The following is a 20,683-nucleotide window of genomic DNA, read 5'->3' on the forward strand; positions in this document are numbered from 1 at the left end:
AGATTTAAATGAACACTATGCTAATCTTTTCTTTGTATATAAATTGGTCACAATGTAGCCACAAGCAATCATTAAAGTAGCTAGTATTCCTCCTTCTAGACCAAAGGAACCACCTGTTAACCAATCATTTCCCATAGAAACATCAATACCGTAAAGGCCATATGGAGTCGTTCCACTAACTGGGAAGCCAAACACATTTCCTTGGAAATAATTCCACGTTATATGATAGCCAATCGGCATCCATAGGCTTTTTGTCTTATCATACATATAGGCAAACAAGAGCCCTACTAGAAAAATATTAACAATTCCGAGGATGGCGACATTCGGATTCCACATATGTGCAATGCCAAAAATAAATGCTGAGATGATATATACGACAGTTTTAGAGTTACCGTTATCCGCAAGCGTGGACATTATATAGCCTCTAAACGTTAGTTCCTCTGAAAACCCTACTAATATAAAAAACAAAAGATAGGCTATTGTGTAAGTAGAAAAATGTGGCGAACCAATTGAATTAGCCATCTCTATATTTTTTGTGAATAATAGAATTAAAAATATAACGACGATAGACACTGCACCAAGAGCTAAACCAGTGAAAAAATCTGGAGAAAACTTTTTAAAACCCATTTCTGAAATTCTCTTCTTATTAACAAACTTCCATAAAAGAAACAAGATTGCGATACCACCGATCATCCCTATTCCCTGAGACAAAAGAGAGAGGGGAGAACCATCTAATACCTGATCAATCATTTCATCAGAAATATCAGGATTAATTTGAGATTCAATAATGACAGCTATAATCATACCTGGGGCTGAAAGAATCAATTGTGCTATCATTGTAGCCAATAAAGCTAACAAAATAATCCAACCAGATCTTATCTTACCTAACTTATTTTTGAACATATATGCCTCCATTTTTTTGGCTTTCTTCATTTAATATCCCTCTCCTCATTATATCTATTTCCACTTGGAAAATATATACTTTATCAGTTAGCAATCCATCAAAATTGTTGTCTATTATTCGGAGAATTCTACAGAATAGTGCGATAGAAACTGGAAGATTAGGCACATGTAAATTTTGCGTAGGAATGGTTAGTTAGTTTATTTTTGGGTATAGAATAATACTACTAATTAAAATATTATGAAAAGATTGGAACGATTATCATGATTCGATTTGAAAATGATATGGAACTACGAAAGTATTTAGAACAGGAATTAATCTCTACCTCAGAAGTTACCGAGCTATTAGGATGCACTCGGCAATATATCCACGAATGTGTTAAAAAAGGGATTTTAGACCCTCTAAAAGTAGGCAACAAAGAAAGGATTTATTTAAAGTCAGATATAATGGCACATATAAACAGAAAGAGAAAATGACTAATATCATTTTCTCTTTCTTAAAATCAACTCTTTTCTCCGTCTACCATTACTTCCTTTACATCTTTTATTCTTTTATGATTATCCATAAGCCTGTGCTGCAATCGCATATAAGCAATTATTTCTTTTTGGGAATGTTTCCATATTTTTCACCATTACTGGAGGACGGTTTACTATTTGAAATCCAAGCTTCTGCAGCTCTTCCATTATGGTGTTTTTTCCTTCCACTATATCTATTCTTATACTTCCTTGGTTGTTTGCAATGATTGTCTTAATAAGGAGAATTGCCTGTTCCTCATCTTGTGCTACAATAGGACCGATAACTAGATTACTAGTTTTTTTTACAGTAAGAGCATATCCAACCATTACTCCTTTTCTATTCTTTAGTACAAGTGAATCTTTTGCCTGTTTTATTCTATTCTCTAGAAACAGCACTCTTGAACTTCCAAATGCTGCTTGATCGAATATAAACATTTCTTCTAAATCTGTTTGCTCTAATGGATGTATGGTATAGTCATCTAATTCTAGTTTCATCCGCTTCCCTTCCCCAAGAAGCTTTGTTACATAGCTATATTCCTTAAAGGCTAATTTTTCATAAACTGGCCTGCCTTCTTTTGTCGCAATTAACATCAGTGCCATATTTTTTGGCACTTGGTTCATACACTGAAGCAGCAACGTTTTCGCTAGTCCTCTTCCTCGATAGTTCGGGTGAACAATTACCATACCGATAGATGCTAGCTTACTTCCATAAGGAATAATAGCAGCACAGGATATTACTTTCTTCTCTAACGTTATGTGACCAAATATAGTACCGGAATAGAGTAGTGTCTGGATTTCTTCCAAGTCATAATCCCAGCCAACAATAGTAGCTAAAGAAAGCAAATCATTCTTATGGGATTTATTTAACTGTTGCATCGTTAATAATTCTTCGTTATTCATCAAATACTCCTTCCTTGTAAATCAACAGAAAATTATAAATAATATTTCTATTATAATAGGTAACTTCCATTAGTGGGGATTTTTTCTTTTTCATTTTAGTCAATAACACCTTTAGGAAGCTGTCCTGTTCATACAAAAAAGAATCAGAAAATCTTTGCTCCATGCAAGATTATTCTGATTCTTCCCCTACCCATCTATTAAATTTCCATTTCTTTCCCGGTAAAATCAGTAAATCCTAGCTTGCTATTTATGTCTATTTTTCCTTCTAAAATATCAAGGATACCACTTGCTGACTCTTCTGGATAGCCTGTTGCGTTGTCCCCACCCATGTCTGTTTTAATCCAGCCAGGATGAACAGCATATACAGCAATGTCTTTATCTTTTACATATCTTGATAATTGAACGGTAAACATATTTAGGGCTGCTTTCGAAATTCCATATGGAAAGTCTCCGCCATAAGCATTATGAATACTTCCGGCTTCTGAAGAGATATTAATAACTGCCTGTTTTTTCCCTTTATATAAAAGAGGTAGGAAATGTTTCATTATTCTCATCGGTCCTAATACATTGACATCCATCGTAAACTGAACCTGATTAAAATCGAGCTCTTCTATTGGCTTTCCCCGTTCTGCGAGGACTCCTGCGTTATTAATAATGCAGTCGATAGAATTAACATCGTTTGCTGCTAGTTCAGCTGCTTTTGCAATCGACTCTTCATTTGTAACATCGAGAAAATATGTATACACATTGTCTGGAAATTGTTTTTTCAATCGATTGATAGGTGAATCTTCTACAACCGATCGTACCCCCGCAAGTACTGTATGTCCTCTTTCCACAGCCGTTTTAGCAAGGTGAATCCCTAATCCCCGATTAGCCCCTGTAAGAACAATTTTCATTCCATACACTCCCATTCTTATTCAACTTAACGATTTTTTCGTAAGATGCTTACCCTTTTTCTGGCTGAATTTCCGTATGAAGCGCTTTAAAAAATTGCTGTATATATTTATAGCTGGAGCCGAAATCCCCTAAAGCTCCTTCCTTTGAACAATAAATATCAATTGCTGATTGCATTCCTGCTAGTTTATAAACAGTAATAATCATTAAGCTAGATCCTTTGCTTAATACGATTTCCCCACGATCTGTATCGACTTTTTTTAAATCCCAATTTGACATTTTTCTTTCTACTACATTTTTTACTGTTTCCATCAAGCGATCACGACTTTTTTTATAATAACGTGTCTTTAATTCAGGAACCTTAGGCTGTTCCTTTGTTTCCTCAAAACTTTTAAATATTCCTACAAGCACACGTGTTAAAGACAATTCTTTTTCCTCCCCGATTCACGAAATCTACTATTTTTCTAACATCCATTAGTATAGAACTTCCAACTAGATGGTTTTTTTACACCATTTTTGGGTTACGCCAGTAAAATGTAAGAGCTTTCTTTTTCTTTTCATTATATCTTATATTAAAACATCAATCTAGATTAAACTATTTAGGTTTGTAAATCTCAAGCTGATTCTTCTTATTAATATAATATACTGTCCCATAACGAAGCTTATGCCAAAAAAGCAGTGTACCTATATACACTGCTTCCCTTCTTAGTTCCCCTTATCCAATACCGGTGGCGTTCGATGCTTTGTTGCTTGTTCATAGCTATATGCCATTTCTATGAGTCTAGGTTCACTATATGCTAATCCTGAGAAAGTGATTCCCATCGGCTTTCCTTTTGAAGTATATCCCGCTGGAACAGTAACCGATGGATATCCGGCTTTTGCAGGCAGCGCACAGCCTAAATATTTCGCAAATACTAAAGCATCCAATTGATTTTCTTTCATCGTTATGTCGATTCCCTCTGTAGTAGAAAGTCTAACATCCGTTTCACGATGCTCTTTATACTTTGCATCATCTAAGTCTCCATTTAGTGTTTCACAATATTCAAGTATCGTCTGCCCATATTTAACGACGTCTGGATGCAACTTATTAAATTCAATAACCTCGCTTAATGAATGAACAGGTACTTCTTCTGAAAGTTTATGTAAGTAGTTGTCTATGCCATACTTAAATTCATGATAAAGTACAATAGAATCGAATTTTTCACGTGGAATGGTAACATCCAGCAAGACAGCCCCTTGCTTTGCTAATTCTTCCATCGCTTTTTCAAACAGAGCTACCTCTTCTTCCTCTTCTGGCAAGAAGGTTCGATCAATCCCAATTCTTTTCCCATTTAGTCCATCTTTTTTTAAAAAAGCCGTGTAGTCACTTGGCTGCCCTATACTTGTTTGTGTCACTTCATCTTTTTCATCCACACCAGCAATGATCCCTAACAGAATTGCTGCATCACGGACGGTTCTTGTCATTGGACCTGCCGTATCTTGACTGTGAGCTAGTGGGATAATTCCAGTACGGCTAACGAGACCAAGTGTAGGTTTTATTCCAACAAGCGAATTATTACTAGCAGGACTAAGAATGGATCCAGATGTTTCAGTTCCAATTCCAACCACTGCAAAATTAGCAGCAATGCTTGCGCCAGTCCCCGAGCTTGAACCCCCAACATCCCATATACCAGCCCCATATGGATTCATTACCTGCCCACCTAAAGAACTATAGCCATTGGGCATATCTAATTCCGTAATAAAATTGGCAAATTCGGAAAGATTAGCCTTTCCAATAATAACGGCTCCTGCTTCTCGAAGCTTTTTAACAATAAAAGCGTCCTCTTTAGCAAAATTATGTTTTAATGCAATGGAGCCTGCAGTTGTTGCCATCGAATCATTTGTATCAATATTGTCTTTTATAATAACAGGTATGCCATAAAGTGGTCCCACTTGATGGAGTACCTTCCTTTTTTCATCTAGCTCTGCTGCAATTTCTAATGCATCAGGGTTTATTTCCCTAATAGAGCATAATGCAGGATCAAATGATGCAATTCGATTTAAATATTGCTTGGTCAACTCCAATGAAGTAATTGCACCGGACTCCAGGGCTTTCTGTATATCTAAAATAGTTGTTTCTTCTATATTATATGGAATGCTACTTTCTGTTTTCATGTTCCCTTCTACCCCCTTCGCCTTTTCTTTTAGTATAGCCTGTTCAAATTCTCCAGAAAAGAAGAATCTACTATTTTATCAAAATATTTTGATATGATATACTTTTCCTAAAAAGGGAGCCAACAATTATGTTTCACTTTCAACTAATTACACAAGAACAAGCAGAAGAAATTGCTTATCAATGGCATTATGATGGAATTTATGGATTTTATGACATGGATGCAGATGAAGAGGATTTAGCTGCGTTTCTTGATAGGGATCAAAGGAATGAGTCCATTTATGCTGTCACAGAAGAGAATCAACTCATCGGTTTTTTTAGTATAAACAAGGCAGATAACGATACAATCGATATTGGTCTTGGTTTAAGACCTGATTTAACTGGCCAGAAAAAAGGATCTACATTTTTAACGACTGGAATGAATTATATAAAAGAGCATTTTTCCCCTTCCTTTATTAGCTTGGCGGTTGCAACATTTAATAAGCGTGCTATCAAGGTTTATAGAAAAGTAGGATTCAAAGAAACGACTACGTTTATCCAATCGACAAATGGCGGAGAGTTTGAATTTGTGCAGATGATTTATCCTTGTTCCCCTACAACCAAAAAAAGTGTTGATTCCGTATAAAGGAAACCAACACTTTTTTAATTACTTTACATCTATCTCTAAACCTGGATAGACCAATTGAACAGGACCACTATATACATCTTTTGCTTCTTCTACTAGCTTTTCTTGATCACCATAATGGGGAAGATGGGTCAAAAAGAGCTGTTTTACCCCCGCTTGTTTTGCTAGTTTTCCGGCTTCTTCTCCTGTAAGATGCCCTTTAACGATTCCAAATTGGTCTTTATAAATACTAGCTTCACTTATTAAAATATCTGCATTCTTCGCAAAAGGAATTAGGTCATCCTTCCACTCTGTGTCTGCCGTGTAAAGAATGGTCTTTCGATTTGCTTGGATTTTCATTGCCAAGCAATATACTGGATGAGTCGTTTCACAAAAGGATATATTGAATGGTCCAATGGTAATCGATTGATCAACAGAAATTTCCCGTCCTTCGGTATAGACATCATGGGTTAGTTCATCAAATTTAGAGTCTCTTTTGTGGCCATAGATTGGGAAAGGCTCGATTCGTTTTCCAAGTTTATTCTCCACTAACATCGCATATTGGAGACAGCCGACATCAGCGATATGATCATGGTGATAATGGGAAAGGATACACGCATCTAAATCCTGTAAGTCCACATATGACTGCACCTTCGACAACACACCACTCCCACAATCTACCAATAAATGAAATTCCGCAGATTCTAATAAAAAGGCAGAGGTAGCACTTTCCTTCCCAGGGTAACCGCCATATTTTCCTAAAAAAGTAATTTTCATTGTGAATTCTCCTCCCTATGAAGTATCATCATCCATTATTACCTAGTTCGGTTAATCATATAATCTACCAAGAACTTTAAAAAGTTGGTTTTCTTTGGTAACAATTCTACTAAATCTAATGCCATACAATAATGCTCCCACATTTCCTTACGAGCACCTTCCAAACCTAAAACGGTCACAAATGTAGAGGTATCATTATCTTTGTCCATTCCAGATTTCTTTCCTAACGTTTTTTGCTCTCCTTCTACATCTAGTAAATCGTCCTTTATTTGAAAAGCAATCCCAGCATGGTAAGCATACTTCTTCAATAAATCCATCACTTCATTTGAAACACCAGCTAAGATTGCAGGCATAAGAAGCGATGCCTCAAATCCGATACCTGTTTTATAAAAACAAAGGGTATTCAGTTCTTGTAGAGTTAATTGTTTCCCTCTGGATTCTAAGTCCATCAACTGCCCTTTACACATATCAGCAGTAGCTTTCGTTGTATATCCAATAAGTTTTAATATAATCGATCCTTCAAAGGCTTGTAAAGTAGCTTGTTCCTCAATCGCTTTCTGTGTAAGAAATAGCCCCGTTAATTCTGCTGTTGCCGTATCATACACTTCATGTAAAGTCGGTCTTCCTCTTCTCATCGCCGCATTATCCTGTGATGGTAAATCGTCAAAAATAAGAGAAGCTGTATGCATATATTCTACCGATTTCAATAATGGAACGATTTGGGCATTATCCAGCTCGAATTCTTTTACCCCCATAAACCATGTAATAATCGGTCTGATTCTTTTTCCATTACCAGCAAGACTGTAATTTGCTGCTTCGGTCACGATATCCTTCTCAAGCAGCGCATTTTCTGTGATTGGCAGCATCTTATCAATAGGTGAACGGATGGATTGAATCATTTCAGAAAACTCTTCTTGTTCTCTTCTATTTTCTTTTAAGGTGGTAATCATATGGTCACGAAGCAGCTTATCAAAAAAGTCAACATCATCTGCCTTTTCAACCATTTGCTGTAGGATTCGATTAAAGGTAGACATTCTTTTTGTGAATATCCCCATTAAATCACTATATTTCTGTTCGCCTAATTTTTCCTTTAACCGCTTTAACCCATTAATTGCCCGATCCAAAATGACTTCCTTTGTTTTGAAATCCGCTTGATAGACATCATGAATTAAATAGGAAATGACTGTCCAATACATTTCAAATGGATTTATTAAATCTTTTCTAGTTGTGTGATAGGTTAGATAATACGTATAAGGAGTTACAGCCCCGTCTTTTTTATCATCAAACATATCCGCCAAATCATCTGCTAGCTGATTATAGATACCATAATAAAAGGTTCGTTTATCATAACCTTCATCCTCAGGAGCATTCATTAACGACCGGACAATCTGTCTGGAAGCGGAAGATTTAAGGATTACTGGAATATAAATTTCTTCATTAGAATAGGTACTATTGGTTAACTTTTTTTCCCTATCAACCTCTTGTGAATGAAAAAAGATATACGCTTGTTTTAAAAACAATTTCCATGTTCTATCATCATGCTGTAGCTTCATATATTCGAATGCCTCTTTAAGCTCACTATGGATGAATAATATAAGCTCTTTATTTTCCCCATGCCAGCTGTCTAAAGCCGGTACTTCTCCCGTTTCTAATGTAGTTCGAATTAAAGTAGCATACTGTTTTTCCTCATCCTTTGATAAAATTTTTGCATCTAGCAAATCATCAATTAAGGGATACGTTATTCCATAATAAAAACCTAGTTTTATCGCTTTTTCTAATCGACACTTACGTTCTTGGTCTGCTAGCTCAATGCCTCGTCTTTCTTCCAATTCATGCATTAAGACTCCTGCAATGATTTTCAGGATTTTCCGTTGGGCATGTTCCACACTCATTCCACTCGGGATATGAGCTGTTACTCGTTTCAATTTTTCTAGTACAAAAATCATCGTATGCTCAACTTTTTCTTTTTTAGCAAGTTTATACAGACTAGATACACTAAAATTGTCATTCTTTGCATCTTTCTTTAATAAGTGGGTTTTCACATTGTTGACTACTTCGTCAATTCTTTCTTGCGTATGTTGTGATGAAAGTGTCTTTCCTAAATCACGCATATAAAGATACGAAATACTTCTATTCAAATAATTATCTAATTTACCTGCATAATTCAACCACTCTATATAGGGACGATACCCTTTTACAGTTGGTTTTCTTTTTTTTCGGGAAAAATAGGTTAAGATGGAAGGAGAATGAATATGGTTTATCTTCCAAGTTTGAAAGTCATTTATTAGGCTTGACACATAAGACTGATCCGTTAACTGATTTTGAAGGGCTTCAAAATACCGGACAGCCTTATGCTCTGCCGATCGATATTCTTCATTTATTGCCTCTTTTAACTTTTTATCCATAAGAACATTACCTCTGCTTTACCTTTAAGTTCATTTAATTAATCTAATATAATCGGTTATCTTCTTTATTATAACTAGAATGTTCATTATCTCCTATTAATCTATATTTTTTCATTAGAAAAACTCTCCCTTTATAGAAGGAGAGTTTATAGGTTGATATATTTTCTTGTAATTTATTTTTTGTTAATTGTTGCAAGCTTGGGGGATGTTCAGAATTACTTTATTACATAAAGTCACTATTCTGTTACCTTTTTTCGGGACATAGAGATCCGTTCTCTGTTACCTTTGACCAGTGTTTTTCTTCTTTTGGGGCACTGAGATGCCCTCTCTGTTACCTTTTCTAGTTGCTTTTCTTCATTAAAGTAACAAATGGTACTTTTCTAGATTCTTCAAACGGAAGTAGCTTTCTCTTTAGCAATCGATGCATTTGACTTCGATGCATTTGCTTTTTCCATTACAGATGGCCTTGCAAGAATTAATACGGAAATAATGGTCAGACATCCTGATATAAGGAGAATCCATTGTGCTGGCACGTAATCATATAGAAAACCAAACAACAATGTACCTATTGGCATCATCGCCATAGCAAAAGTCTCTATTATGGTAAAAACTCTACCTTTATATTCATTAGCAATTTGTTTTTGCAAGAGTACCATAATCGGAATATTTATCAAAATATTCGTTGCGCCAAATAAGAACATGACAACCATGTAGTAAATAAATATTGTTGTGGGTGATAATGAAATAATAATAGGAACCGCTGCAGCTATCATTAATAAACTTGAAGAAAGTATTCCCCTTTTACTAACAGAAAACGGATGTTTAAATTCCTTTCCTAAAGTCAAGTATACAGAAAGTAAAAGAGTTCCTACAGCAAAAGCCCCTTCCACAATTCCAAATTGTATGGATGGCATGTGTAATTTCGTATTAACGATAAATGGAAAACCAACATTAAATGCTGTAAAAATAAAATTTACAATTAAGCAAAGGATAATCATCACCTTTAATAATGGTTGATGGTTGACATAGCTTATGCCCCCTTTTAAACTTTCAAAAACCGATTCTTTCTTCTCTTGATGCTCCCGTTCTTTTTCAAAAAGGGTAAAATTCATGGTGGAATCGAGTATAACAGCCATCAAAGAAGCGATAAGATAGATCGTTAAAAACACGGACATAGACACTAAGCCAAATAATATACCACCAATAGCCGGACTTGCGATTTGCGCAATGGAAATAGCAATTTGATTTAAAGAAGATGCTTTCTGAATGCGAGTTTCATCAATTAATCCGGTTAATGATGAAGTAAAAGCATTGCTGGCAAACATAGAGGTAATGGACAGGATACAGGATGTTGTATAAATAGCAAGTAAAGATAATCCCATCGTGATGCTATAAAGTAGTAATGCGCCTATTGAAATGGTCGTAACCGTTTGAGCCGTAATAGCAATTATTTTACGAGGATACCTATCAATGATGGACCCAGCAAAAGGAGCAACGATTGTTCTAGGTAAGATATTACATAGTATATTCACGGCAAAACTCATCGAAGAACCAGTCAAATGCAAAATATACAAACTAATAGCAAATGTGTATATTTGTGATCCAGCTGTTGCAATTAATTTACTACTAACAAATGTCCACAAGTGATATGTGGCTCTCTTTTGTAACTGATTTTCATCCAACGAAACCCCATCCTTTTTTAAAAAGTTTAATTTAATTAAACAAATGATATCACACAAAAACTTCCCTTTCAAGAAAAAGTTTAATATAATTAAACTATCGAAATAAGGAGTGTACCATTTATGCTAGGAGAACGAATACGTGCATTACGAAAACAAAAGAAAATGACCTTAGAGGCATTAGCTGGTAATCGATTAACAAAAGGCATGCTCAGCCAGATTGAGAATAATAAAGCCAAACCTTCTATGGAGAGTCTTGAGTATATTGCCGAGAGACTTAATGTAACTATTTCTGAATTAGTAGACAAGGTCAGTTCTACTGAAATTAGAAACATGCTCGATCAAACCGAAAAATTACATGAGGGATTTAAAATTTATTTTCGAAATAAAAAAGAAACAATTGAAACTTGCAAAAAAATTATTCATCTTATTCAACCATATATTCATATTATGAATGATAGCTATGAAGCTGCTCGTTTATTAGAAATTTATAGTCATTGCCTATTTTGCCTATATGATAATCAGTGGGAAATTTACGCTAAAAAGGCTGCAACGATATATGATACACTTAATCTCACTGCCAACCATGCAGAAGTTGGTATTTTCAAGGCAATTACCATTTTTTTAGAGCATCGTTATAAAGAAGCTCTTCAAACATTTTTAGAAGAACGACATTTTCTAGAAAATTCGCATTATAAAATTGATCCTATGACAAAAGTAAACTTGGATTATCATGAAGCAGCTTTCTATTCAGCAATTGGTGATTCACAGGGAACTGTTCAAGCAATCGAAAGGGCTCTAGATTACTCTAAAAAAGAAAAAATATATTTTAAAACAGATGATATATATAAACTAGCTGCTTTTGAAGCTTTATTAGGATCAGAAGAGAAAAAGTTTAGTCATTATTTAAATAAACTAAAACAATTTGGTGAATTTTTAGAAGATGAAAATTATATAGAATTATGTGATGTTTTATTTGTCGAATATTTAATAAATATAAAAGGCAAATACGATAAAATCATGCCCATTATCGATAAATATGTGGAATATAATGAAGAAGAGCAGATAGCAACTGGAGATAATTGGAACATTCTCCAAAAAGGGAAAGCATTTTACTATGTACATGAATATGAAAAATCACTAAAAATTTTATTAGCCGTCACTGTGCCAGATTATTTAAACCATCCAGTAGATTTTGGAATCTATTATATTAAAGATACCTATATTGCCCTTTGCTATAAAGAGCTTAATAATATGGATAAGGCAAGGGAGCATGCTAAAATCGCGTATGAAAATTTCTTGCCTCTTCCGAATTCCATTTTTCGAAAATTGTGCATAGAAACCTATGAAAGTATCTTTTCCAATTAACATACTAACATAAGGAATTTTCTCATTAGCGAGAAAATTCCTTATACCGCTTATCCATTTTGGTCAGCAAACCGCCATAAAATGTCTAATGATAAATCCGAATATCCCCATAGAGACAAGAGATGCCTATATCACATCAATAACCAAAGATGTTAGAGTCAACGGTTTTCTTGTTACAAAAAAGAAAAACGAGTGCAATTCTTTACACCCTCTTTTCCCACCTATATCGCTAAAATCTCTTTCGTAAAATGAATATAATCCGTGAAATAGCCATCCACTTCATATTCCAATACTCGTTCTTGTTCCTCTTTTTGTGTTTTCTTATTCGTAAAATACACGTGAACTTCTTTTCCCTGCTTATGTAATTCCTTTACCACTTTCTGCGTAACATCTGTAGATTCGATTCCTATAATAGGAAACTCAACCCCACTTGCTTCATTCAGTGAAAAAGATCCTTTTCTAAAAAGAAGAGCTAGTTCTGTATGTGGAGCCATTTCTTTAATTTTCAATAAACTCTCTTCCGAAAAGGATTGAATGGTCACTAAGTTTTTATCGAGTAATTGGTATTCCTCTAACAACTGAATAAGCTTTTCTTCCATTGCTAATTTTCCATTAACAAGTCTTGTTTCAATATAATACCTTTGGGAATCATGAAAGGTCTCGATTATTTCCTTTAATGTTGGAATTTCTTCCGTAATGGTTTTGCCATAATCCGATTTGAATGTTTGAAAAGTCTTTATCTCTTCTAAAGTATAATCAGAGACCTTTCCCTTCCCATTTGTCGTACGGTCAATGGTTTCATCGTGCATTGCGATTAATTCGCCATCCTTTGTCATTCTTAAATCTATTTCAAGGGAATCTACTCCTGATTGGGCAGCTATTTGATAAGCGGTAATCGTGCTTTCGTTATACCATTCATTTGCCCCTCTATGTGCAATTACTCTTGGAGTGTCCTCTTTTTCTATCCCAGGCTGGGCTACGATAGATACTGCATTGTCACCACAAGAAGTTAGAGATAGGGTTAAGAAAGGAATGAGAATGAACACAATCCAGTATTTAGTCAAGAGGAACAGCTCTTTCCTGTCTCATGGCTATGGCTAGTTCTGGATAGTCCGTAATAATTGCTTCCACCTTTGCATCCAGTAGTTGAGCCATTTCGTCCCCTTGATTTACTGTCCATACTCTTACTAGATCTTTTAATTCCTTCCAGTCATTTAGATGATCGATTACCATATCTTTATGAAGATGCAATGCCTCTAATTCTATGCTTTTTATGTAATCAAGAGGATTAGAGATTACTTGATTTAATAACCAGGCAATCGAAGCAGATGGATCAATCGCCTTAATTCTTAATAAAGTCGGCAAATGAAAGGAAGAATACACGACCTTACGCCCATTTCCGTATTCGTTCACAAGAGCAATCGTCTTTTCTTCAATACCTTCGTATTCAAATGTATAGGTTTTAAGTTCTATATTTAGTTCAATTGGGTATGGAGCTAACAATTGCAATACTTCTTTTAAGGTTGGTACTTTTTCTAATAACCAGCTTTCTTCAAAATCAGGCAGGGAGGAAAACTTACTTCCTGCACTAAATGCCTTTATTTCCTCTAATGTATATGACCGTACAAAGCCAGTTCCATCTGTTGTCCGATTTAAAAATTCATCATGAATAACGACGATTTCGCCATCCTTTGTCATATGAACATCTAGCTCTATTCCATCTACCCCTTGTAAAATTGCTTGCTGGAAACTAAGTAGTGTATTTTCTGGATATCTACCCTTTGCCCCTCTATGTCCATATATTTTTGTTCTATTCATGTCCCTTCTCCTCCTTTATAATGGAAAGAAACAGACCAACAAGTATTAAATGATTTAATCATGTTGGTCTTTCCCTATAGCTTATTTTCTTGCTCGATTTGCTTTTTCAATTGCTTCATTTAACTGTTTCACCATCGTGCTATATGTTTCCTCGACATCTCCGCCGTTATAAACCGTTTCAAGTGCTGTTTCACTAATACGGCGACCTTCTGGAATCATATCCATTAAGGCACCTTGCGTAGCATAAGAAGACTTAGTCGATTGTAACTGCTCCACAGTTACTTTTAATTGTGGCATCTGTTCATAAGCATCTTTTACAACTTGTTCGTTATAAGCATCTGGATTAATCGCAAAATACCCTGTTCCAACATGCCATTTTGCTTGTACCTCTTTTGTTTGTAAGTATTTCATAAATTCCCAAGCAGCCTTTTTCTCCTCGTCACTCTTGTCTTTCATCATCCAAAGGCTAGCGCCACCAATAACTACTCCTTGTCTTTCTACTGCTTCTGGGTGTGGAATAAAAGCAACGCCTACTTCAAATGGTGCATTATCAATTACATCTCTTGCACTAGCAGAAGATTGCATAAACATCGCAACATCTCCTGCAAGGAAACCTGCTACCATGTTATCTCCATTTGTTCCATAGTTAGCAAATGTTTTATCATCAATCATCTTTTTAACCCAATTAAACACAGACTTCCCTTGTTCCTCTGTAAAGCCAATCTCTGTTGGTGTTTCTGTTCGACCATTATCATTATTCATTAATAAAGCCCCTTGGTTCGCTAATAATTGCTCATATAACCAACCATATGCTTGGAGCGCAAATCCTTTCATTTCAGGGTTTGCCTTTACGATTGCCTTTCCAGCTTCTTCAACTTCTTCAAATGTTGCTGGTGCTTTCTCTGGATCTAAGCCCGCTGCCTTAAAGGCATCCTTATTGTAGTACATAACAGGTGTAGAAGAGTTAAATGGCATAGAATAAAAAGTGTCATCAATTTTATAATAGTTCGTTATATTCTCTTCTAAGCCACTCATATCATACCCATCTTCATCAACAAGTGTTTGAATTGGTTCAACAAAACCACTATTGATCATCGACTTTGTACCAATTTCAAAAACCTGCATCATTGTTGGAGCACTTTCTGTTCCTGCAACAGTATGAAATTTCGTTAATGCTTCATCATATGTACCTTGATATTCTGCATTTATTTTCACCTTATCTTGAGAGCCATTGTATTCATCCACAATCGCATTTAACGCTTCCTGTGCTGCTCCTCCCATAGAATGCCAGAAAGTAACGGTAGTTGGACCATCCTTTTCTTCTCCATTATTAGAAGATGATTCTGTATTATTGCTACATCCAACCATTAATAAAACCAATGATAGAATAAACATGCTTAGTAACTGCTTCGTTTTAGTCATTTTCCGCACACTCCCTAATTTATCTATTAGTTTTTTCCTTGAAAAATTATTTCAAAGCTCCTTCTGTTAACCCTTTCTGGAGTTTTTTCTGTCCCAAAAACAATAGAATCAGCGTTGGCAAAACAACAATAATTGCCCCTGCCATAATAACGCCCCATTCATTTAATTGTTCCTGTGACTGAAGCTGTCTAAGACCTATTTGCACAGTGCGCACACTATCATTTGTTGTCGCAAGTAACGGCCATAAATACATATTCCACGACGTTACAAACCCATACACTCCAAGCGTAATCAAACTTGTTTTCGCCATAGGTAGAACAACTGTTAAATAAAATTTAAAGTCTCCAATCCCTGCTATTTCGCTTGCCTCCTTCAACTCTTTCGGAATCTGCTTGAAGTTCTGCCGCAAGAGAAAAGTTCCAAAGGCAGTTGCGAAAAATGGAATCGTCAAACCATTATAATGATCAAGCCAGTTAAGATTCCTTATCGTTTGAAAGTTTGGAATGATAGATGCTTCAAATGGCACCATCATGGTTGCAATAAAGATAAAGAAAAGAAAATCTCTTCCTTTAAATTCCAAAAACACAAATGCATATGCTGCTAAACTAGCAAGTATTAATTGCCCCATCATAATGACGATGGATACAATGAAACTATTTAACAAATATTGCATTAACGGAAAACGCTCAAATACTTTTAAATAGTTATCTAATGTTAATCCTGTCGGAATTAATTTTCCTGTCATAATATCTTGTGAGGACATAAAGCTCATCAAAAATGCAATAATTGCTGGCGAGAAAATAAGCAGTGCTGAAATAATTAATAATAAATAAAAGATAATTTTTCTATGAATGGGCAATGTCACTGATAATGAACCTTCCTTTCTCCAAGTTTAAATTGAATGATAGTCAGAACAAGAATAATCACAAAAAGAATAATCGCTTGAGCGCTCGCTGTTCCATATTGGTAGTTCATAAACGCCTCCTGATAAATGGAATAAACGATTAAATTTGTCTCATTCTGCGGTCCACCTCTCGTTAACATATCTACTTGGCCAAATGTTTGAAAGGCATTAATCAACGTTACAGTCAATACAAAAAATAAGGTTGGCGACAGCATTGGAATCGTAATTCGTCTTAACTTATAAAAGTAGCCTGCCCCATCAATATCAGCACTTTCATATAAGTAGGAATCGATCGATTGCAAACCACCTAATAAAATCAAGAATGTAAAGCCAACATTCATCCAAATCGTGGATACAGAAACGGAAAAGAGCGCCCAATTTGGATCAGTAAGCCAGCCAATAGGCTCAAATCCGAATGCTTTTACGATGGTATTCAGCCACCCAATCGTAGGGTGAAATAAGAACATCCAAAACACAGAAGCAGCCGCAACAGATATCCCCATCGAAGAGGAAAATACTGTTCGAAAAACACCGATACCACGAAGCTTCTCATTTGCAAGGATAGCCAGAAACAAACTGACGATAATGCTTCCTGGAACAGTATATAAGGCAAATAACAAAGTTGATTTTAAGCTTTGCAAGAAGATCGGCGATTTAAAAATTTCCAGATAATTTTCCATGCCAACAAATACGGTGGGATCCCCACGATTATCTGTTAAGAAAAAACTCAAATAAATCGTTTTCCCCAATGGATAAAATAAGAAGACACTAAATAATAGAATAGAAGGGAATAGAAATAGCATCCCTTTGAACAAATGTTGTAAACGCTGCTTCTTTTTTTCCTTTAGAAAGTCGACAGAATGCTGTACTTCCTGTTGATATGCGATTTCACTCATAGTCCAACAACCTCTTGTTCTTTCATAGCAACTGCTGGGCGAATTAATGCTCCTGATTCAGAATTAAAAAAACAAATATTCTTAGAAGACAACTGAACCGGTACTTGATCTCCAACTTGAATTCTCCATTGACCTAACCATTTCGCTGTCCACAGTTCTTTTCCCACTTCAAAGGTTAATAGCGTTTCATTCCCAAGCTGCTCTACATTCACTACTTCTAAAGTATGGCTTGTTTGTTCAGCCGTCCCTGGGAAAATATGTTCTGCTCGAATCCCCATTGTAAGATTCGGCTGAGATAATAATGGGAGAGTATCCTCTTTGTCCATCGTAATTTGCAGACCATTCTCAAGAACCAATTTTTGATCAATCAGTTTTGCTTTGCTTAAATTAATTTTTGGTGAACCAATAAAGGATGCAACAAATAAATTAGCAGGCTGATTATATAAAGTAATGGGTTCGCCTATTTGCTGAATTTTCCCATCATTTAGTACCATAATGCGATCCCCCATTGTCATTGCCTCTACTTGATCATGGGTAACATAAATCATTGTTAAACCAAGCTTCTTTTGCAAGCGGCGGATTTCTATTCGCATATGTGCACGGAGCTTTGCATCTAAGTTTGAAAGGGGCTCATCCATTAAACAAATAGGAGCTTCACTTACAACAGACCTTGCTAGTGCAACACGTTGTCTTTGGCCACCTGACAATTCCTTTGGCTTTCGTTTTAATAACTCCGTTAATCCCATCATCTCTACCGTTTCTTGCAGTCTTCTTTGTTGTTCCATCTTGTCTACTTTTTTGGCGTGTAAGCCGAAAAGAATATTTTGCTCCACCGTTAAATGTGGATATAATGCATAATTTTGAAAGACCATCGATAAATTACGATCCTTTGGCGGCAGGTGATTGACAACTTGATTATTCATCTTTAGTACCCCACCTGAAATTTCTTCTAGGCCTGCAATCATTCGCAGTAATGTACTTTTTCCAGAGCCAGACGGTCCTACAAGGACAAAAAATTCCCCTTCTTCTATCGAAAGACTAATCTGATCAATAACGGATTTCTGCTTATCATATGATTTAGAAATGTCCTTCATTTCTACTGCTACCACTAACTAATCCCTCCCCATTTGAATTACATCCCTATTTAAACATACAAATTCATGTTGAAAACCAAATTTACCAATCATTAACAAACACATAATGGTTGTTTGACAAACTTCAATTTTCTTTTACACAGTTTACATATTTTAAATATTCTTAAATCAAGATAAGATAAAGAGAGCACAAAAAAAGCTTAGAGCTGAAAACTCTAAGCTTTTTTATAATTCCAATGTTTCATTTATGTCTGTGTCTTCTGCTTCTTGACCAGTGATCCGCTTATAGATGAAAACGACATTTTTCGTAAAGCTTCCTGTATCCCAATATTCTGCTGATTCAGCCTTTACTTTAATTAATACGATATTAGGATCATCGTATGAAGTCTGCAAGATTTTTTCATAGGCATTACTCCATAACTCTTTCTTCTTAGCAAGATCATCAACGAGTTCAGCTCTTCCTCTGATAGAAACATAGGATTTTCCTGCGTAGGCGACATTCACTTCATTTTCATGCAAAATCTCTTCATACTTTTCCGTATCCTTCTTTGTCAGAAACCATAAGTCTCCATCAAATTCTACTTCTTGCGTTTTCATTGGACGAGATACAAGACCTTCTTCAGAGATTGTAGTAAGCATTGCAGTATCCACATCTTTTATTAAGTCTCTTAATGTTTCAAGTTCTTTTTGCATTATTATCACCTCTGATTGGTATATTCCCCATAAATGAAACTTTTAATCAAATGTGAGAAAGAATCTATACTAGTTTCAGCATAATATACCAAATTGCTGGAATTAATAACGATGGCAACAGATTTAATGTCTTAAAATTTTTAATACCTAATATACTTAGGCCTGAACTTAGAATAAGGATTCCGCCAATAATCGATATTTCAGCTAATAAATCTGGTGTTAGAAAGTTTGCAAGTAGGCCTGCTGTCATATAAAAAAAGCCTTGCCATAAAAATAAAACGAGAGCGGATGCCGCAATTCCGAAACCAAAGGTAGAAGCTAACACAACCGACGTAACCCCATCTAAAATTGCATTTGTAAAAAGATATGTATGATTTCCTCTTAAAGCACTTTCAATTGGACCAAGTATGGACAAAGTTCCCGCACAAAATAGTAGAATTGCCGTCGATAATCCTTCTGCTAAATTACCTTTTGAAAATTTCGACACAATACGTTTAAAGGAGTTTTCAATGTCTAGCTTTTCCCCAATCAGGCCTCCAATTGCAAGGCTCACAATAAATAGAACAGGATACTTACTGTCAGGCATATTTTGAACAATAGAATGAATCCCAAGAGCAGTTGCAGCAAGCCCCATCGCCTGCATCAGAATATCTTGATACTCCAATTTAATCCCCTTTTTCAAAAAACTTCCAATCGTACTACCTGCAATAATCATGAAGCAGTTAAATAATGTCCCAATCAATTTCTTTTCTCCTCGACTTTATAATAGATAGAATTATATAAAGTCATTTTATCCTATCCGCCTACATTTTGGGTATTTTTTTATCAAACGAAGTTATCTCGGATGATGTTCCTTTCTCTAAATACAACTGAAAGAAATAAATAATGAGAGCATACGACATCGATGCATATAAATGATGGATACGAGTAAAACGGACATATTTGATAAAACCGACCTTTTTTAAAAAAGTTAGGATAGGAAAAGCATAAATAAAGTTCTGAACAAAATTAGCTAATATATATATCCAAAACTTTCGAAAAGTAAAATATAAAACCCAAATCGTTCCTACTGAAAAGGGACCCAAAATAACAGACAAAATATTGTAAATACGTGTTTTATTTCCGCCCTTTACCTTCCAAGATTTATAATGACTACCAATAAACACGGTGATCATAACGAGTAATGCGGACATCGTCGCAGAAGGAATATACCGTTTCACCGCTTTTTTAGGCATAAAATATAAGGTTAGCCATGATAACGCAAATGTTAATCTTAGTAGAGATATAAGCAAAATAGACACCTCCTTACCTGATAGCATTTGCGTTATGCTCTAAATTATCCAGCTTTTTTTACTGAAATTTCGTGACTTGATATTAAAGAAACTCTATAAACCTAAAAATGGCTTGCCAAAACTGTTGTCAGTTAGCAAGCCATTTCTCGCTCCAAATTGAAGTGTTTTATATCAACTAATTATGCAATTGCAGTTTCTTTTTTTTGCTTATTATTTCTTCTATTGTTCCATTGCTTTTTGATATATGGCATTGCATAACGGTCTAGACCAAATTTACCTGCGTTTGCACCTGCTACGATAACGAATATTGCTAATAGAATCATTTGTCCATTTGTGCTTACTGTTCCACTAAATAAGAAGGCAAAGTTC

General features: G+C 35.4%; 20 protein-coding genes and 1 pseudogene. 3 read left to right on the plus strand and 18 right to left on the minus strand.

All coding sequences use genetic code 11. The features are described from left to right. Positions 1–15 precede the first annotated feature (15 nt). On the minus strand, positions 16–933 hold the full coding sequence (locus tag ACTQ5K_RS11045; RefSeq protein WP_251629826.1) for a CPBP family intramembrane glutamic endopeptidase: 918 nt from the start codon (positions 931–933) through the stop codon (positions 16–18). A gap of 231 nt (positions 934–1,164) precedes the next feature. Between ACTQ5K_RS11045 and ACTQ5K_RS11050 the strand changes: the two genes are divergently transcribed. Next, a complete protein-coding gene (locus ACTQ5K_RS11050) occupies positions 1,165–1,377 on the plus strand; it encodes a helix-turn-helix transcriptional regulator (RefSeq protein WP_031538788.1) in 213 nt (70 codons plus the stop codon). Between the two features lie 81 nt (positions 1,378–1,458). Here ACTQ5K_RS11050 and ACTQ5K_RS11055 read toward each other — a convergent pair whose 3' ends face one another. From ACTQ5K_RS11055 to ACTQ5K_RS11070, 4 genes are all read right to left on the minus strand, one after another. Then, a complete protein-coding gene (locus ACTQ5K_RS11055) occupies positions 1,459–2,316 on the minus strand; it encodes a GNAT family N-acetyltransferase (protein ID WP_349205167.1) in 858 nt (285 codons plus the stop codon). Positions 2,317–2,513: 197 nt separating this feature from the next. After that, a complete protein-coding gene (locus tag ACTQ5K_RS11060) occupies positions 2,514–3,212 on the minus strand; it encodes an SDR family oxidoreductase (protein ID WP_349205168.1) in 699 nt (232 codons plus the stop codon). A gap of 49 nt (positions 3,213–3,261) precedes the next feature. Continuing rightward, positions 3,262–3,636, minus strand: coding sequence for a hypothetical protein (locus ACTQ5K_RS11065; protein WP_048717137.1), 375 nt, complete (start codon positions 3,634–3,636; stop codon positions 3,262–3,264). 279 nt (positions 3,637–3,915) lie between these two features. Further along, positions 3,916–5,364 carry an amidase family protein gene (locus tag ACTQ5K_RS11070; protein WP_349205169.1) on the minus strand — a complete coding sequence of 483 codons (1,449 nt, stop codon included), beginning with the start codon at positions 5,362–5,364 and terminating at the stop codon, positions 3,916–3,918. A gap of 125 nt (positions 5,365–5,489) precedes the next feature. Here ACTQ5K_RS11070 and ACTQ5K_RS11075 point away from each other — a divergent pair, with 125 nt between their 5' ends. After that, positions 5,490–5,987: a GNAT family N-acetyltransferase gene (locus ACTQ5K_RS11075; protein ID WP_349205173.1), complete on the plus strand. Its 498-nt coding sequence runs from the start codon at positions 5,490–5,492 to the stop codon at positions 5,985–5,987. A gap of 21 nt (positions 5,988–6,008) precedes the next feature. Here the strand turns inward: ACTQ5K_RS11075 and ACTQ5K_RS11080 are convergent, their stop codons facing one another. The 3 genes from ACTQ5K_RS11080 to ACTQ5K_RS11090 form a co-directional block, all read right to left on the minus strand. Next, positions 6,009–6,743, minus strand: coding sequence for an MBL fold metallo-hydrolase (locus ACTQ5K_RS11080; protein WP_349205170.1), 735 nt, complete (start codon positions 6,741–6,743; stop codon positions 6,009–6,011). Between the two features lie 38 nt (positions 6,744–6,781). After that, positions 6,782–9,148 (minus strand): polyprenyl synthetase family protein, encoded by a 2,367-nt coding sequence (locus tag ACTQ5K_RS11085; RefSeq protein ID WP_349205171.1) that lies wholly within the window; start codon positions 9,146–9,148, stop codon positions 6,782–6,784. A 389-nt stretch (positions 9,149–9,537) separates the two neighbouring features. Further along, the gene (locus tag ACTQ5K_RS11090; RefSeq protein WP_349205172.1) at positions 9,538–10,830 is read right to left on the minus strand and encodes an MFS transporter; all 1,293 of its coding nucleotides are present in this window, start codon (positions 10,828–10,830) and stop codon (positions 9,538–9,540) included. A gap of 120 nt (positions 10,831–10,950) precedes the next feature. Between ACTQ5K_RS11090 and ACTQ5K_RS11095 the strand changes: the two genes are divergently transcribed. Next, positions 10,951–12,195: a helix-turn-helix domain-containing protein gene (locus tag ACTQ5K_RS11095; protein ID WP_048719188.1), complete on the plus strand. Its 1,245-nt coding sequence runs from the start codon at positions 10,951–10,953 to the stop codon at positions 12,193–12,195. Positions 12,196–12,416: 221 nt separating this feature from the next. Here ACTQ5K_RS11095 and ACTQ5K_RS11100 read toward each other — a convergent pair whose 3' ends face one another. The 10 genes and pseudogenes from ACTQ5K_RS11100 to ACTQ5K_RS11145 all read right to left on the minus strand — a co-directional run. Next, positions 12,417–13,259 carry a glycerophosphodiester phosphodiesterase gene (locus ACTQ5K_RS11100; protein ID WP_053094389.1) on the minus strand — a complete coding sequence of 281 codons (843 nt, stop codon included), beginning with the start codon at positions 13,257–13,259 and terminating at the stop codon, positions 12,417–12,419. Continuing rightward, positions 13,252–14,013: a glycerophosphodiester phosphodiesterase gene (locus ACTQ5K_RS11105; RefSeq protein ID WP_048719186.1), complete on the minus strand. Its 762-nt coding sequence runs from the start codon at positions 14,011–14,013 to the stop codon at positions 13,252–13,254. Before ACTQ5K_RS11105 ends, ACTQ5K_RS11100 begins: the two co-directional genes overlap by 8 nt. Positions 14,014–14,094: 81 nt before the next feature. After that, complete coding sequence (locus tag ACTQ5K_RS11110; protein WP_235252400.1) at positions 14,095–15,435, minus strand: ABC transporter substrate-binding protein; 1,341 nt, start codon at positions 15,433–15,435, stop codon at positions 14,095–14,097. A 46-nt stretch (positions 15,436–15,481) separates the two neighbouring features. Continuing rightward, positions 15,482–16,300 (minus strand): carbohydrate ABC transporter permease, encoded by an 819-nt coding sequence (locus ACTQ5K_RS11115; protein WP_048719182.1) that lies wholly within the window; start codon positions 16,298–16,300, stop codon positions 15,482–15,484. Further along, entirely contained in the window at positions 16,297–17,235 is a 939-nt protein-coding gene (locus tag ACTQ5K_RS11120; protein WP_048719180.1) for a carbohydrate ABC transporter permease, read from the minus strand. Before ACTQ5K_RS11120 ends, ACTQ5K_RS11115 begins: the two co-directional genes overlap by 4 nt. Beyond that, positions 17,232–18,344, minus strand: a complete 1,113-nt coding sequence (locus ACTQ5K_RS11125; RefSeq protein ID WP_109769431.1) for an ABC transporter ATP-binding protein — start codon at positions 18,342–18,344, stop codon at positions 17,232–17,234. The genes ACTQ5K_RS11120 and ACTQ5K_RS11125 overlap by 4 nt, the downstream gene beginning before the upstream one ends. 210 nt (positions 18,345–18,554) lie before the next feature. After that, positions 18,555–19,022: a pyridoxamine 5'-phosphate oxidase family protein gene (locus ACTQ5K_RS11130; RefSeq protein WP_048719178.1), complete on the minus strand. Its 468-nt coding sequence runs from the start codon at positions 19,020–19,022 to the stop codon at positions 18,555–18,557. A gap of 64 nt (positions 19,023–19,086) precedes the next feature. After that, a complete protein-coding gene (locus ACTQ5K_RS11135) occupies positions 19,087–19,764 on the minus strand; it encodes a DUF554 domain-containing protein (protein ID WP_048719175.1) in 678 nt (225 codons plus the stop codon). Positions 19,765–19,825: 61 nt separating this feature from the next. Continuing rightward, the gene (locus ACTQ5K_RS11140) at positions 19,826–20,314 is read right to left on the minus strand and encodes a hypothetical protein (protein ID WP_031539601.1); all 489 of its coding nucleotides are present in this window, start codon (positions 20,312–20,314) and stop codon (positions 19,826–19,828) included. 179 nt (positions 20,315–20,493) lie between these two features. Beyond that, positions 20,494–20,683, minus strand: a pseudogene (locus tag ACTQ5K_RS11145) (Crp/Fnr family transcriptional regulator); the annotation flags it as partial.

The organism is Niallia sp. Sow4_A1 (assembly GCF_052116745.1).
In the GTDB taxonomy this organism is placed as follows: domain Bacteria; phylum Bacillota; class Bacilli; order Bacillales; family Cytobacillaceae; genus Niallia; species Niallia hominis.